This window comes from Actinokineospora alba, assembly GCF_004362515.1.
GTDB lineage: Bacteria > Actinomycetota > Actinomycetes > Mycobacteriales > Pseudonocardiaceae > Actinokineospora > Actinokineospora alba.
Genome location: NZ_SNXU01000001.1, coordinates 4346245 through 4361602 on the forward strand (window position 1 = coordinate 4346245; position 15358 = coordinate 4361602).

Here is a 15358-nt window from a genome sequence, read left to right on the forward strand (position 1 = left end):
AGCTCGGCGGACTAAGCTGCTCCCGTGAGCCGACGCGCGAAGATCGTTTGTACGATGGGACCTGCCACCGCCACTCCGGAGAAGCTCCGTGAGCTCGTGGCGGCGGGCATGGACGTGGCCAGGATGAACTTCAGCCACGGCAGCCACAGCGACCACAAAGAGGTCTACGACCTCGTGCGCGCCGCATCCGACGAGGCCGGCCGCGCGGTGGGTGTGCTGGCCGACCTGCAGGGCCCGAAGATCCGACTCGGCACCTTCGCGGGCGGTCCCGTCCAGTGGAACACCGGCGACGTCGTGCGGATCACCGTCGAGGACGTCGCGGGCACCCACGACCGCGTCTCGACCACCTACAAGGGCCTCGCCAACGACGCGAAGCCCGGCGACCGCCTGCTCGTCGACGACGGCAAGGTCGGCCTGACCGTGCTCGAGGTCGACGGCCAGGACGTGGTCTGCGAGGTCACCGAGGGCGGCCCGGTCAGCAACAACAAGGGCCTGTCCCTGCCCGGCATGGATGTCTCGGTCCCGGCCATGTCCGAGAAGGACATCGAGGACCTCGAGTTCGCCCTGCACCTGGGCGTCGACTTCATCGCACTGTCCTTTGTGCGCTCGCCCGCGGACATCGACCTGGTGCACCAGGTGATGGACCGGGTCGGCAAGCGCAGGCTGCCGGTGATCGCCAAGCTGGAGAAGCCGGAGGCGGTCGACAACCTCGAGGCCGTGGTCCTGGCGTTCGACGGCATCATGGTCGCCCGCGGCGACCTGGGCGTCGAGCTGCCGCTGGAGTACGTGCCGATCGTGCAGAAGCGCGCGGTCCAGATCGCCCGCGAGAACGCCAAGCCGGTCATCGTCGCCACCCAGATGCTCGACTCGATGATCAACAACTCCCGCCCCACCCGCGCGGAGGCCTCGGACGTCGCCAACGCGGTCCTGGACGGCGCCGACGCCCTGATGCTGTCCGGCGAGACCAGCGTCGGCCGCTACGCCGTCGAGTCGGTGCAGACGATGGTCCGGATCATCGAGGCCGTCGAGACCGAGACCACCCCGGACGCCGTGCCGCCGCTGACCCACGTCCCCCGCACCAAGCGCGGCGTGATCTCGTACGCGGCCCGCGACATCGGCGAACGCCTCAACGCCAAGGCCCTGGTCGCCTTCACCCAGTCCGGCGACACCGTCAAGCGGCTCGCGCGACTCCACACGAAGCTGCCGCTGCTGGCCTTCACCCCGGAACCCCACGTCCGCAGCCAGCTGGCGCTGACCTGGGGCACGGAAACGTTCTTGGTGCCCCAGGTGGACTCCACCGACCAGATGGTCCGGCAGGTGGACCTCTCGATGCTCGCCATGGGCCGCTACCAGCCCGGCGACCTGGTCGTCATCGTCGCGGGCTCCCCGCCCGGCACCGTCGGCTCCACCAACCTCATCCGCGTCCACCGCCTGGGCGAGGAAGACCACGCCTAACCCGCTACCCGCGAGTTCAACGTTCAGAACAACGAGTTCAACGTTCAGAACATCATGCGCGGGTTCGCGGTCTCGGGAACGTTGGTCTCGATGTTCTGAACGTTGAACTCGTTGTTCTGAACGTTGAACTCGCGGGTAGGGTCGAGCGATGACTGAGGTTGCGCGGGCGGCGGCTGAGGCGTTGGACCAGGAGCCGCTGACGGCTGACGGTGTCCCTCGGGGGCAGGCCGTTCTCGACCGGCTTGTGGCCCTCCTGGATCTGGAGAAGATCGAGGAGAACATCTTCCGCGGGGTCAGCCCGAGCCATTCGCCGGTGCGGGTGTTCGGCGGGCAGGTCGCCGGTCAAGCCCTGGTCGCCGCCGGGCGGACGGTGCCGCCCGAGCGCGGGGTGCATTCGCTGCACGCCTACTTCATCCGCGGCGGCGACCCGAGTGTGCCGATCGTCTACGAGGTCGACCGGATCCGCGACGGGCGCTCCTTCACGACTCGGCGCGTTGTCGCTGTGCAGCACGGCAAGGCGATCTTCGCCCTCTCCGCGTCGTTCCAGAAGGCGGAACAGGGGGTCGAGCACGCCGAAAAGATGCCGGACGTGCCCGCTCCCGACGGCTTGCCGACCCACGGTGAGCTGATGACCCCGGAGCTGAAGGCCAAGTTCGGCCGCATCGCCGACCGGCCGCGGCCGATCGACATCCGCTACGTCTCCGAACCGCCGTGGCTTTCGCGCGACACCGGGCCGCGGGAGGCGAGCAATCAGGTGTGGATGCGGGCCGACGGCACGCTCCCCGACGACCCGCTGCTGCAGGTCTGCGTGCTCGCCTACGCCTCAGACATGACCCTGCTCGACGCGATTCTCGCCCGGCACGGCGTCTACTGGGGCACCGACAACGTCATGGGCGCCAGCCTCGATCACGCCATGTGGTTCCACCGGCCGTTCCGGGCCGACGAATGGGTCCTCTACGACTGCGTTTCCCCAAGCGCGTCGGGTGGACGTGGTCTCGCGACGGGCCGGTTCTTCACCCAGTCCGGCGAGCTCATCGCGACCGTCGTCCAAGAAGGACTGATCCGGATCGGCTGACCAAGCGCCTCGAGCGGCACTGCTCAAGCGCTGGTCTCTAACGGTAGAGCGGGGTTTCGCTCTCTTCGGTCATCAGCAGGCACAGGTGCGCCGTGAGGTAGGCGCGGCACGGTGACGGCGCCTTGGTGAACAGCCGGGTGCGGCAGGTCGGGCAGCGGCCCTGCGCGTCCGGGTGGTGCTCGTCCAACAGCGCCTGCAGCGCGGAGACGATGCGGGGGAGTTCGCCGCGGGCCAGTTCGGCGGCGGCGTGCTCACCGCTTTCCGTCGCCCGGGTGCTGAGCGTGGACAGATAATCCTGTAACGATGATTCCATGTGCCCGAAGATCGACTCGTTCACCCGGGTCCTTCCGGTCGGCGGCGCGGCGGGCCGCAAGAGAGTTCTTTCCTGAAGAGACTGCGTGGTCGCGGCGGCATTCTGCAAGTTGCAATACACGATCGGGTGACGTCACGGGCGCGTCCGGTGAGCCGCTCACAGACTGACCGCAAAACGCGGAGGAGAGTCCCTTGTGCCCGACAAGATCAGCATTGAGACTTGCCGTGCGCGGACCCAGTCGCACCCATCAGTGGGCGGGGTCGTTATGCCCGCAGTTGAAACGAGGTGAAACCAGGTGGCGCGAGACCTCAGCCCGACAGTGCGTCGCAGGCGGCTCGCGGGTGAACTGAGGAGATTCCGGGAGGCCGCGAACCTCACGATCGACGAGGTCGGCGACAAACTCGAATGCTCGGCGTCGAAGATCAGCCGCATCGAGACCGGCCATGTCGGCGTCACCCCGCGCGATGTGCGCGACATGCTCGAGCTCTACGGCATCGAGGAGGACCGGCGCGAAGCCCTGGTCCAGCTCGCCAGGGAGGCCCGGCAGAAGGGCTGGTGGCACGCCTACACCGAGGTCTTCACCGGCTCCTTCGTCGGGCTGGAGTCCGAGGCCGCGTTCCTGCACACCCACCAGGCCCTCCTCGTCCCCGGCCTGCTGCAGACCGAGGACTACACCCGCGCCGTCATCCGGGCCATCCGCCCCGACGTGGAGGACGACGAGATCGACAAGCGGGTCAAGGGCAGGCTGGCCAGGCAGCGGCTGCTCACCGACCCGCACCCGCCCGAGTACTGGGCGGTGATCGACGAAGCCGTGCTGCACCGCGTCGTCGGCGGACCCGAGGTGATGCGCGCCCAGCTCCACCGGCTCGCCGAGGCCGCCGCGATGCCGCACGTGACCCTGCAGGTCGTCCCGTTCGCCACCGGCGCGCATGCCGGAATGGAAACCCCGTTTCTTATCCTGGGATTCCCCGAACAGGCCGATCCTGATGTCGTCTACGTCGAGAACACCACTTCGGGTGTCTACTTGGAACAGCCGTCGGATGTCCGCCGGTATACGTTGATGTTCGACCATTTGCGCGCGGCGGCGTTGAAACCCGATGACACCGTCGACCTGGTCCAGCGGACAGCCGATCGGCTGGGTCGCGAATCCGGAAAGAATGAGAGGAGCGGGGCGTGACCGTTTCTGGGCTTGCCCGCGCGGAATGGCGCAAGAGCAGCCGCAGCGGCGCGGGCAACGACTGTGTCGAGCTCGCGGTCGGCACCAGCGCGACAGCGGTTCGTGACTCCAAGAACGCGGAGCACGGGCACCTGGCTTTCGCCGACATGGAATGGCGCGTGTTCGTCGGCGCCCTGAAGGGCGACGAGTTCGACGCTCGCTGAGTCACGACGGACCCCTTACCTGCCGCCGTGCGCCCCTGACCGGCGGCGGGTAAGGGGTCCGCGGCTCAGGACTGCGTGATCACCCGATGCCGGGCCCTCCGCCTCAGCGGCAATCTCCTCATCACTGGAGTTCGAAGCGATGAGGAGACAGACAATGTGGACCACCGAGGCCATCAACGCAGAGGTCAACTACCGGCGCAACGGCACGCGGGACCTCACCAGCCGGCTGCACCTGCACGAGGTCAAGCGCACCGGACCGTCCTGGCTGACCCGGGTGCTGCACCTAGGCGGCCCCCGAACAAGCGAGCGTTCGGCCAACTGATCCAGCGCGCCGGGGTTGTGCGACCATGCCAGCCATGCCGCGTCTGGGTTCTGGAATTCCGCTGGTGGCGCGCGGCCGCGAACTCCGCGGTCTGCGCGCCGCCTTCGACGCGGCCGCCTCCGGCCGGGCCGGTGCCGTCCTGCTCGCCGGGGACGCCGGAGTCGGCAAGACGAGAATGACCGAAGAAGTGACCGCCTTCGCCGTCGAGCAGGGCGCGCTGGTGCTGACCGGCCGCTGTCTCGACATCGGCGAGGCGGGCCTGCCTTATCTCCCGATCGCCGAGGCCCTGTCCGGGGTCCGAGACCGGGTGCGTGACTGGACCGCCCTGAGCAGGCTTTTCCCCGGTGCGGGCGCGCCCGCCGGACCCGACCCCGGCCAGTTCGCCGCGGGCATGGGCATGCCGTCGAGCGGCTCGCGCTCCGAGCAGGACATCGGCCAGCTGCAGCTCTTCGACGCCGTGCACGGCGTGCTCGACGACCTGGCCCGCGAGACGCCGGTCGTGGTCATCCTGGAGGACCTGCACTGGGCCGACGCGTCGACCCGCAGCCTGCTGTCCTTCCTCCTCTCCCGCTTGCGCGGGCAGAAGCTGTTCATCCTGTGCACTTACCGAAGCGACGACCTGCACCGACGCCACCCGCTGCGCCCCCTGCTCGCCGAACTTGTCCGGCTCCCGCAGGTCGAGCGCATCCAGCTCACCCCGTTCGGCAACGCCGACTCCCGCCTGTTCGTCGCCGCGCTCGCCGAGGAGCGGCTGAGCGAGCCGGTGCTGCGTGAGGTCGCGGGCCGGTCTGAGGGCAACGCCTTCTTCGCCGAGGAACTCCTCGCCGCGACTGCCGAGGGGGGCGGGGGCATCCCGACCACGCTGGTCGACGTCCTCATGTCCCGCGTCGAACGCCTCAGTCCCGCCGCCCAGAGCGCGGTAAGGGCCGCGTCCGTCGGCGGTCGCCGGGTGCCGGACGCCCGGCTGCGCGCGGTCAGCGACCTGGGGGACACCGAACTCGAGGAAGCGCTGCGCGAGGCCGTGCAGCACCACGTGCTCGTGCCCGGTGAAGGCGACGTCTACGCCTTCCGGCACGCGCTGATGCGCGAGACCGTCTACGGCGACCTCCTCCCGGGCGAGCGGGTCCGGCTGCACGCCGCGTACGCGCGTGAGCTGTCGAAGGAGTGCGGCACCTGCGGGACCGCCGCCGCCCTCGCCCACCACAGCATGGAGAGCCACGCCCTTGGCCCGGCCCTGATCGCGTCCGTGCAGGCCGCGGAGGAAGCCGAGGGGCAGGGCGCGCCCGCCGAGGCACTCGAACACCTGGAGCGGGCCCTGAAGCTGTGGGAGGCGGTCCCGGCCGCCGACCGGCCCGAGATCAGCGAACTGACGCTGCTGCGGCGGGCGTCGTGGGTGGCGGGCACGTCCGGCGACCCGGAGCGGGCCATCGCGTTCGCTCGGTCCGCCGTCAAGGCCGCCGACCGCGGCGAGGACCCGGAGCACCAGGCCACCCTGCGTCGCAGGCTGGCGCAGGCGCTCTATGTGCTCGACGGTCGTGAGCAGGAGGCGCTGGAGAACATCGAGAAGGCGTGGGCACTGGTCGCGGACCGGCCGCCCAGCCCGGACCAGGCGTGGGTCCTCGCGGCGTACGCGACCATCCTGCGCGCCCTGCGCCGCCGCGACGAGGCCGAGGGGCACGCGCGCCGGGCCATCGAAGTGGCGGAGGCGGTCGACGCGGGCGGTCCCGCGGCCGAGGGGTTGATCACCCTGGCCATCCTCGCCGAGTCCCGCGGTCTCGCCGAGGAGTCCCGCGACATGCTCGTGGAGGCCATGCGGCGCGCGGCGGCCGTCGAGGCGATCACCGTGGAACTGCGTGCCCGGTTCTACCTGGCGATCAACTTCTACGAGCACGGCCTGCTGACCGACGCGATCGCCGCCGTCGACGGCGGTGTCGACCGCGCTCGCGAAACCGGCCTCACGTGGAGCGCCTTCGGCTTGGAACTGCGCGTCGTGCAGGTCGTCATGCGGTACGCGGCGGGGGACTGGGACGGCAGCGAGGCGGCGGCGGAACCGCCCGGCCACCGCGTGTCCAGCACCGTCTCGGCGCGACTGGCCGCCGTCGGCGCGCACGTCGCCGTGGGCCGAGGCCGCTTCGCCGAGGCTGAGCGACTGGTCAACGAACTGCGGTCGGACTGGCACCGCGACATCCAGATCCCGCTGGTGGCGGGCGGTGTCGGCGCCGAACTGGCGACCTGGCGCGGCAGGCCCGACCGGGCTGTCGAGTGGGTCCGCGACGCCCTCGAATGGGTCGCGCAGGCGGGCGGGCCGACCCTGCTCGCCGCGATCCGAATGTCCGCGCTGGGCATCGCCGCCCACGCCGACCTCGCCGCCGCGGCCACCACCCGGCGCGACCCCGAGGCGGCTCAACTCGCGACCGTCGAAGCCCGGCGCCTGGCCGACCTCGCCCGCGACACCGCGCGGGATGGTCGTCCCCTCACCGGCACCCTGGGCCCTGAAGGCCGAGCGTGGTTGGCCCGCGCCGAGGCCGAACTGAGCCGGGTCGGCGGCCCAGGCGACCCCGAACTCTGGCGAGCCGCGGTCGACACCTTCGACTACGGCGCGGTGTACGAGCAGGCGGTATGCCGAAGGCGGTTGGCCGAGGCCCTACTCGCCGCCGACCGCCGCGACGAAGCAGCGGTTGAACTTCGTTTGGCCGACGCCGTGGCGGCCGACCTCGGCGCCCGACCGCTGCGTGAGGCCGTCCGCAAGGCAGCCCGGCGGGGGAGGGTGTCCCTCGACGAGAACGTCGAGACCCGCGACGAGGTGGACCTGTTCACCCCCCGCGAGCGGTCGGTGCTGGCGTTGGTGGCGTTGGGAAGGACAAACCGTCAGGTAGGCGACGAGTTGTTCATCAGCGAGAAGACGGTGAGCGTCCACTTGAGCCGGATCATGGCGAAGCTGGGCGCGAGCAGGCGCGCGGAAGCAGTGGCGGTCGCATACGAACGCGGCTTGCTCACCGAACAGTCACCCACAGCAGGCTGAGCCCGCCAGCAGATGCCTGTTAGGGCAGCCAGAGCGGCCATCAACATCCACCCGCAAACGCAAGGGGCCCAACAGAACGGCCTGTTTGGGTGGTTCGCCTTGATTCGGGGGGAGAAGGACCTAAACTTTCGCGGCGCGGGGCAGTTTCCCTATCCTGCCCGCTTTACCCGCGCAGGTCCTTCTCCGGGGTCCCCGAATCAAGGCGAACCACCCAAACAGGCACCCCGAGACCAAGACCGCCACGAACCACCCAACAGGCACCCGAACGCCACCCGCCGCGGCGAACCGGACGGGCTCAGAACTCCCAGACCCACCCGGTCCCATCGGCGGCGCCGTTCTTCAGCGCCGCGTTCCCCGATTTGTACTTGGTGTCGAACACAATCTTGCCGGTGGTCTTCTCGCCCGGCTTGTAATGGCGGGTGAGCTGCTCGGACTCCGGGAAGCACGCATTCGCGGCCGGCGTCGACACGAGGGTGTCGGCCCCGTCATCCCCAAGAATCTCGAACGACCCCGCATGCAGGTGCTTGAGCTCGTCCGAGTACTTCTCCATCGGCTCCACAGTCATCGTGAAGACCACGAAGTGGCCCTTCTCCGGCTCTTTGGCCTCGGGCGCGGTGCACTCGGGATCGACCTCGACCTTGTCCAGCCGAAACGTGACCAGCCGTGAGCCGTCCTCGGCCACCACGCCCGCATCCTCACCGACCCGCTTCGGGAGGACCGGCGCGCCGGTCGCGTTGATCTTCGTCCCGCCCGACGAGGTCTCGCCGGGCTCCTTCTTCGTGTCGGTCAGCTCAATGCCAGGCGGCCCTGACTGCGGTTTGCCGCCGATGGAATCCGAGCATCCCGCCACCAGCAGCGCACCAGCCAACAACACCGTGAGCTTTGACCGCACTGACTCCCCCTTGTCCGCCGATCAGCGTGGCAGGCGCTTGAGTGCCTTCAGGCCGATCGTCAGTGCCTTCGTCCACGCCTTCGACGGGACCCTCTTCCACCCACGCAACGGAACCACGCGCTGCGCGGCGATCGTTTGCGCCTCAGTGTATTTGGTGATGCCTTCCTCGCCGTTGCGCCTGCCCACCCCCGACTCGCCCATGCCGCCCATCGGCGCGTCCAGGCTGCCGAACGCGGCGCCGAAGCCGTCGTTGATGTTGACCGTGCCCGCGTGGATGCGCTTGGCCACCCGCTCGCCCGCGCGCCTGCTGCGGGTCCACACACTGGCGTTGAGGCCGTAGCGGGTGGCGTTGGCCTGGTCGATGGCCTCCTGCTCGTCGCTGTAGCCGTAGATCGACACGACCGGGCCGAAGGTCTCCTCGGCGAACAGGAGCATGCCTTCGCGGACGTCGGTCAGGATCGTCGGCTCGTAGAACAGCGGGCCGAGTTCCGGGCGCGGCTTGCCGCCCGCCAGCACGGTGGCGCCCTTGCCCCGGGCGTCCTCGACGTGGTGGTCGATCGTCTTGAGCTGCTCGGCGGAGGTCAGCGAGCCCAGATCCGGGCCGTAGGACAGCTCGGCGCCGATCTTGACGGACTTGGTCTTCGCCACGAACGCGCGGGTGAAGGAGTCGCGGATGCTTTCGTGGACGTAGATGCGTTCCACCGACACACACAGCTGGCCCGCGGAGGAGAAGCACGCGGTGACCGCGCCCGCGGCGGTCTTGTCGACGTCGGCGTCGGGCAGCACGACCATCGGGTTCTTGCCGCCGAGTTCCATCGAGTAGCTGGTCAGCAGCGCCGCCGCCTTCGCGGCCAGACCCTTGCCGGTCTCGGTGGAGCCGGTGAAGCCGAGGTAGTCGGCCTCCTCGATCAGGGCGGTGCCGATCTTCGAGCCGCGGCCGAGGACGATCTGCCAGACGTCCTTGGGCAGCCCGGCCTCTTCGGCGAGTTCCTGCAGCCACAGCGCGGAGAGCGCGGTCTGGTTGTCGGGCTTCTGCACGAGGGTGTTTCCCGCGATCAGCGCCGGGATGGCGTCCATGCCGGTGAGGGCGAGCGGGTAGTTCCACGGGGAGATCATCGACACGACACCCTTGGGGTGGCGCACCTGCGTGGTCCGGGTGAACACCGGCAGCGCGCCCGCGCGCCTGCGCGGGGCGAGAAACTTGGCGGCCTTGCGGCCGTAGTAGGACGCGGTCATCGCGGTGACCGCGACCTCGTCGTAGGCGTCGACGCGGGACTTGCCGGTCTCGACCTGCATGATGTCGAGGACCTCGTTCTGCCGCTCGAGCAACAGGTCGTGCAGGCGCAGGAAGATCCGCGACCGGTCGGCCACCGACGTGGCCGCCCAACTCGCCTGGGCCACCCGGGCCCGGGCGAACGCGCGGCGCACGTCGGCGTCGTCGATCTGCGGGAGCGTGATGATGGGCTCACCGGTGAAGGGCGCGGCCATCTGCACAGTGGACGGGTCGGTGCCGGTGACGGCGCGATCGACCAGTTCGGTCGCACGGACCACCGTGGGCGCGCCGGTTACTCCACCGATGGTCGCTGAGGTCGTGGCCGTGCTCATGGGGGCTCCTTCGCTCGACACTGAGCGCCCATGTTACTTCCGGGTAGCACCTTCCGTCGCAGTGGTGGCGGTCACGTCATCCGGCTGGAGGGATGGGTCCACCGTGATGGCTACGCGGAGCATGCTGTCCTCGTAGCGCACCGTCACCGGATGCACGGAGGACCGGGCGGCCCGTTCGAACCCGGTTTCCTGCGACAGGCACCAGGCGATCATCCGCCGGTGGCCCTCGGCGCGGGCGATGGCGCCGAGCCGGTCGATCATCGCGGTGCCCACGCCCTGGCGCTGCCAGCCGTCCTCGACCAGCAGCGAGATCTCCGCCTCGGCCGGGTCGTTGGTGCGGATGAGCTGGGCCATCCCGATGACCTCGGTGCCGCACAGCGCCAGCAGCGTCTTGCCCCGCGGCGGCTGCAGCAGGCGGTGCAGCCAGCGGCGGGGGAGGGTGCGCAGGCCCGAGTGGTACCGGGCGAAGAGGGTCTGGGCTGAGCAGCGGGCGTGCAGGTCGGCGACCGCGTCGCCGTCGGCGGGCGTGCCGGGGCGCAGGACGATGCCCGCGCCGTTGTTCGCGATGACCGCGCTCGGAGCGCCCGCGGCGATCACACCGGCGGTCAGGACCTCACCGAACGCGGCGACCCTGGCCAGCTCCACCTCGGTGAACGGCGCCCACCCGCGGCGGGCGACCAGGGTGGTGTCCGTGCCCAGGTGCAGGACCGCGAGGTGTCCGCTCTGGTCGGACTCGACGTCACCGGCTTCGGCGACGCGCACCGAGTCGGCGCCGAGCATCGTCCGCACAGCCTCGGCGGTCGCGGCCTGGTCGCGCAGGGCGGCCCCCGCGGCGCGCAGGGCGGCGGTGGTCCGGTCGACCATCTGCCGAACCTGGGCGCGCGTGATGCCGACGCAGCGGCCACCTTCGGCGCGGATGTCGTCGATCAGGGACGCGGGCTCGGTGCCTGCGGGGGTGCTCACGACGATCTCGTCGATGACGCCGCCGGGCACCGGGAGCACCGAGAGCCCCAGAACGTTGCAGTCCCGCGCGGCGAGGCGGGTGGTGACCCGGGCGAGCGTGCCTGGACGATCGTCCAGGCGGATTCGCAGCCGCCAGGTCGTGGGCTGGGTCGCGGTGGTCGTGTCCATGCTTCGAGGATGCATGGCGAAGATTGCCGGCTGGGGGCCTCGATGTTTCGGGCATGTGATGGGTTGCCGCCCCAACCGCTGCCCCTTCGGCCCTCGTAGCCGCGGGCGGACGGGGCCTACGGTCGGTTCCGGACCACACGCGGCGAGGCGGCGACATGGTGGGTACATCGGAATTCTCCCAGGCCCAGGCGTTTCGCTATACCCTGCCGGACACCCCGATAGCCGCCGCCGCAGTCGACATCGGACACGTCGCCGTCGCCGTCTCCCTCACCCTGCGCGGCGATTTGGACGTGACCACCACCACGCTCCCTGACGCTTCGGTTTCCCAGGTGCGCACCAGAAGCTTGGCCGTCGTGCGAGACGTGGCCACTGGTGTGATGGTCGGCGGCATCGGCTCCACGACGGCACGGGTGACCTCAGGTGCGGGACATGTGTTCACCCAGGCGGGCCGCACTTTCCGCCCACCGAACAGAATGGCGTTCACCGGCAAGTGTGCGGTGGGTTACATGCGGGGAGAGGTTCGGGTATCGGGGGAAGTCGGTTACGCGCTGGAGGTGTCGGCCCTGCCCCACCACGAGGACACACCACCTTGGGACGGCTCACCGGACGCCCGCACCTGGTTCGCCCGACACGACCACGAACTCTCGGCGGTCGGCATGATGGTGCTGGTGGCAGTCCCTTTCGCCCCCGGCCCACTGGTGAGCCGCTGACACGAGGGATAGCTCCCTACCCTGCCACTGGACGACCAGATCCTCCTAGCGATCGCTCCTCGTCCTGCACCTAGAACGTGGTCGGCCCCGGGATGATGCTCTTCGTCCTACAGTTCCGGACGTGGTCACCTTCAGGGACAGCTCTTGGCCCTTGACCTCCGAACGTGGTCACCTTCGGGGACGGCTCTTCGCCCCTGCATTTCCCCCTTGCCCCTCGTCCTGGCCGCTTTTAATTCTCGATCATCGCTGTCAAGGGTCGGCTTGCCGATCGCGCAGCGACGGCGCTTGCGCCGCCCTTGACAGCGATGATCGAGAATTAAACAATCGAGCCAGAGGGGCCCACCACGTTGATCCCCGAGTTCTTGTTTGCTCCCAAGGGAAATTCCCCCTCGGCTACAATTGTTTAACTCTCGATCATCGGCGTCAAGGGCGGCGCAAGCGCCGTCGCTGCGCGATCGCTGCGCGACCCTTGACACCGATGATCGAGAGTTAAAGATGGCCAGGACGAGGGGGCAGGGGGTAGAGCAGGGATTAAAAGCCAAAGACCGCAAGGGCAACCCCGTTGTAGTTGGGGGTGTGGAGTCGTGTTTGTGCCGCTTGTTTCGAGGCGGGGGAGGCGGGGACAGATGGGGTGGAGTGACTAGGGATTGTGGTGGGTGCAGCAGTCCGGCGGTGGGGGTCGTCAGCCGCCGATGATGACGGTGCCCGCCGCGATGATGGTGCCCTTTGGTAGCGGTGCCGGGTCGTTGCATGTGTTGACCTTGTCGCCGTTGCGGGCGGCCGGTTTGTTGTTGATCAGGACGCTGGAGCTTCCTTTGAGGACAGTGCCCTGGTTGGTCGGCGGCACCTGAAACGTCGACGGTGGCGGCACAATATGCGGTGGGGAGTTCGTCACCGTGCTCCCCGTGACCGCCGCCGGCGCTCCGCCGATCATCACGTTCGTACTGCAACCGCCGGTGATGGTGCCGGTGAACGGCAGTGGCGTGATCGTCGGTACCGGCCCGCCAGGGGACGGGACCATCACGATGTGATTATCCGTCCCCACGACCTTGTCGCCCTGTTTGGCCGCGAAGCTCATGTCGGGTCACCGACCGGTGTGCGCACCCATCGCTTGTTGCCCGCCGGCGCCAGGGGGGCGGGAACCTCTTGGTTGGAGCGCAACGTGATCCGCTCGGCGGGTGCCGCCAGGTCGGTCTCGACGGGCGGCAGGTAAGGCGCGCTCACCGAGATGATGAAAGCCGCCCGGGCGGGCATGCCGAGGCTGCTCCACAGTTCGCCAGGGTCATCCCTTGACACCGAAAGGAACACCGGGTCGCCGGTTTCTGCCAGGGTGCCGCTGAGGCAGTCGGCGGGGATTGAGTCGGCGAAGATCATGGTGCGCAAGGCCAAATCCAGCAGCCGGTGTTCGTCCCCTACGCCGGGGGCGCGGGCCGTGACCAAATAGGACAGTGCGCATCTGCGTGCGGGCTGCTGTCGGGACAGCACCGCTCCGCGTTCGTCTCGGGTTTCGCCCCAGCCGGACTCGCGGCCGCGGGGGTCGTCGTGCAGGCCGAAGAGGAACAGGTCGAGGACCTTCGACGGGCGCTCGGTCTGCCAGGTCGGCTTCGGCGGGTCGAGCCGCACCGCCGTCCCCTCCGGCAGGCAGCGGCCGAGCATCAGGCACAGGGCGTCGTCCACCTCGGTGATCACCCGAACAGTGTGGGCGCGGCCACCACCCGCCGCAGCGGTCCGCCGCCCGTCCCTTCGGTGCGCGGAGTCCGCCCGAAGGGGCGGTCCTGGCCGCCCCAGGCCCCGCCCCCGGACGACTGCGTTCGACCCGGCCCGCCCAGCAAGCTCGGGACACGAGTCCCGCGGTCTGGGACCCGGCCCACCCGACGGTGTAGGGAGATCCTTCGATGGCCAGCAGCTATCTAGCGCCAGGCGTGTACATGGAGGAGGTGTCCTCCGGCTCGCGGCCCATCGAGGCGGTCGGCACCGCTGTCGCCGCGTTCGTGGGGTTCGCCGAGCGCGGCCCCCTGCACGAGCCCGTCCTGGTGACCAACTGGACGCAGTTCAAGACCAACTTCGGCGACTTCGTCGACGGCTACTACCTCGCGCACGCCGTGTACGGGTACTTCCAGAACGGCGGCGGCGTGGCCTACGTGGTGCGCGTCGGCGGCGCGGGCGCGGAGGGCAACGGCCACACGAACGGCCAGATCACGTCCGTGCCGATGGCCGAGCTGCCCGGCACGAGCGGCGCGGGCCTCACCATCACCGCGCGCTCGGTCGACCCCGAGCTCACCGTGGAGGTGGCGCCCGCCTCGGAAGAGGGCGACGACACCTTCAAGCTGGTGGTCAAGCGCTCCGGCGAGCCGGTCGAGACCTTTGACAACGTCAGCACCAAACGCGGGCCGAACAACGTGGCCACGGTGGTGAAACAGCAGTCGAAGCTGATCAACGTCGAGGAGACGAAGGGCAAGGCGCTCGCCGTGCCCAAGGCGGGTGAGACCGCGCTGACCGCGCCGCCGCCCGTGCCGGAGAAGGTCGACGCCACCGAGTACGTCGGCAACTCCTCGGACCGCACCGGCTTCGGCGGCCTGGAGGCGATCGACGAGATCACCATGCTGTCCGTGCCAGACCTGATGGCGGCCTTCCAGCGCGGCGCGCTGACCATGGACGACGTCAAGGCCGTGCAGCTGGCCATGATCGCCCACTGCGAGCTGATGGCCGACCGCGTGGCGATCCTGGACACCCCGCCCGGGCTCAAGGCGCAGGAGGTCAAGGACTGGCGGATGGACTTCGCGGGTTACGACTCCAAGTACGCCGCCCTGTACTGGCCGTGGATCAAGGTCGCCGACCCGGTGGCGGGCAAGCAGGTCTTCGTCCCGCCGAGCGGTCACATGGCGGGCATCTGGGCCCGCAACGACTCCAGCCGCGGTGTCCACAAAGCACCCGCGAACGAGGTCATCCGCGGCGCGGTGACGTTGGAACTCAACATCACCAAGGGCGAGCACGACCTGCTCAACCCGATCGCGGTCAACTGCATCCGCTCCTTCCGCGGCCAGGGCATCCGGGTCTGGGGGGCGCGCACCCTGTCGAGCGACCCGGAATGGCGCTACCTCAACGTTCGCAGGCTGTTCAACTACGTCGAGAAGTCCATCCTGCAAGGCACCAACTGGGTCGTGTTCGAGCCGAACGACCCGAAGCTGTGGGACTCGGTGAAGCGCACGGTGACGATGTTCCTGCGCCGGGTCTGGCGCGACGGGGCGCTGTTCGGCCGCACCCCGGCGGAGGCGTTCTTCGTCAAGTGCGACGAGGAGAACAACCCGCCGGAGAACCGCGACGCGGGCATCCTCACCGTCGAGATCGGGATCGCGCCGGTCAAGCCCGCGGAGTTCGTCGTCTTCCGCATCTCGCAGTTCTCCGAAGGCGCCGGCCTCGAGGAATAGACCTCCACAGCTAGGAAGGACGCAC

General features: G+C 69.3%; 14 protein-coding genes. 8 read left to right on the forward strand and 6 right to left on the reverse strand.

The window, feature by feature from the left end; translation table 11 throughout:
- Positions 1–24 precede the first annotated feature (24 nt).
- Both pyk and tesB read left to right on the forward strand, forming a co-directional pair.
- Positions 25–1455, forward strand: coding sequence for a pyruvate kinase (gene pyk, locus C8E96_RS20090; protein WP_091374645.1), 1431 nt, complete (start codon positions 25–27; stop codon positions 1453–1455).
- A gap of 148 nt (positions 1456–1603) precedes the next feature.
- Positions 1604–2530, forward strand: a complete 927-nt coding sequence (gene tesB, locus C8E96_RS20095) for an acyl-CoA thioesterase II (protein WP_091374648.1) — start codon at positions 1604–1606, stop codon at positions 2528–2530.
- Between the two features lie 37 nt (positions 2531–2567).
- On the opposite strand, the gene C8E96_RS20100 is transcribed toward tesB, so the two are convergent.
- On the reverse strand, positions 2568–2843 hold the full coding sequence (locus C8E96_RS20100) for a hypothetical protein (protein WP_133794597.1): 276 nt from the start codon (positions 2841–2843) through the stop codon (positions 2568–2570).
- 295 nt (positions 2844–3138) lie between these two features.
- Between C8E96_RS20100 and C8E96_RS20105 the strand changes: the two genes are divergently transcribed.
- From C8E96_RS20105 to C8E96_RS20115, 4 genes are all read left to right on the forward strand, one after another.
- Positions 3139–4020 carry a helix-turn-helix domain-containing protein gene (locus C8E96_RS20105; RefSeq protein ID WP_091374654.1) on the forward strand — a complete coding sequence of 294 codons (882 nt, stop codon included), beginning with the start codon at positions 3139–3141 and terminating at the stop codon, positions 4018–4020.
- Positions 4017–4223 (forward strand): DUF397 domain-containing protein, encoded by a 207-nt coding sequence (locus C8E96_RS20110; protein ID WP_091374657.1) that lies wholly within the window; start codon positions 4017–4019, stop codon positions 4221–4223. Before C8E96_RS20105 ends, C8E96_RS20110 begins: the two co-directional genes overlap by 4 nt.
- A 154-nt stretch (positions 4224–4377) precedes the next feature.
- Positions 4378–4545, forward strand: a complete 168-nt coding sequence (locus tag C8E96_RS33410) for a hypothetical protein (protein ID WP_166658056.1) — start codon at positions 4378–4380, stop codon at positions 4543–4545.
- Positions 4546–4579: 34 nt separating this feature from the next.
- Positions 4580–7567, forward strand: a complete 2988-nt coding sequence (locus C8E96_RS20115; protein ID WP_407642641.1) for a helix-turn-helix transcriptional regulator — start codon at positions 4580–4582, stop codon at positions 7565–7567.
- 295 nt (positions 7568–7862) lie between these two features.
- Here C8E96_RS20115 and C8E96_RS20120 read toward each other — a convergent pair whose 3' ends face one another.
- From C8E96_RS20120 to C8E96_RS20130, 3 genes are read right to left on the reverse strand one after another with little or no spacing between them, the layout of a single operon-like run.
- A complete protein-coding gene (locus C8E96_RS20120) occupies positions 7863–8459 on the reverse strand; it encodes a hypothetical protein (protein WP_091574659.1) in 597 nt (198 codons plus the stop codon).
- Positions 8460–8480: 21 nt separating this feature from the next.
- The gene (locus tag C8E96_RS20125; protein WP_091374665.1) at positions 8481–10064 is read right to left on the reverse strand and encodes a succinic semialdehyde dehydrogenase; all 1584 of its coding nucleotides are present in this window, start codon (positions 10062–10064) and stop codon (positions 8481–8483) included.
- 33 nt (positions 10065–10097) lie between these two features.
- Positions 10098–11195, reverse strand: coding sequence for a GNAT family N-acetyltransferase (locus C8E96_RS20130; RefSeq protein WP_091374668.1), 1098 nt, complete (start codon positions 11193–11195; stop codon positions 10098–10100).
- A gap of 158 nt (positions 11196–11353) precedes the next feature.
- Between C8E96_RS20130 and C8E96_RS20135 the strand changes: the two genes are divergently transcribed.
- Positions 11354–11905: a hypothetical protein gene (locus C8E96_RS20135; protein ID WP_133794599.1), complete on the forward strand. Its 552-nt coding sequence runs from the start codon at positions 11354–11356 to the stop codon at positions 11903–11905.
- Positions 11906–12587: 682 nt separating this feature from the next.
- On the opposite strand, the gene C8E96_RS20140 is transcribed toward C8E96_RS20135, so the two are convergent.
- Positions 12588–12983, reverse strand: a complete 396-nt coding sequence (locus C8E96_RS20140; protein WP_091374672.1) for a PAAR domain-containing protein — start codon at positions 12981–12983, stop codon at positions 12588–12590.
- Positions 12980–13594 carry a Pvc16 family protein gene (locus C8E96_RS20145; protein ID WP_091374674.1) on the reverse strand — a complete coding sequence of 205 codons (615 nt, stop codon included), beginning with the start codon at positions 13592–13594 and terminating at the stop codon, positions 12980–12982. The genes C8E96_RS20140 and C8E96_RS20145 overlap by 4 nt, the downstream gene beginning before the upstream one ends.
- Positions 13595–13800: 206 nt before the next feature.
- Here C8E96_RS20145 and C8E96_RS20150 point away from each other — a divergent pair, with 206 nt between their 5' ends.
- Positions 13801–15333 (forward strand): phage tail sheath family protein, encoded by a 1533-nt coding sequence (locus C8E96_RS20150; protein WP_091374677.1) that lies wholly within the window; start codon positions 13801–13803, stop codon positions 15331–15333.
- Positions 15334–15358 lie beyond the last annotated feature (25 nt).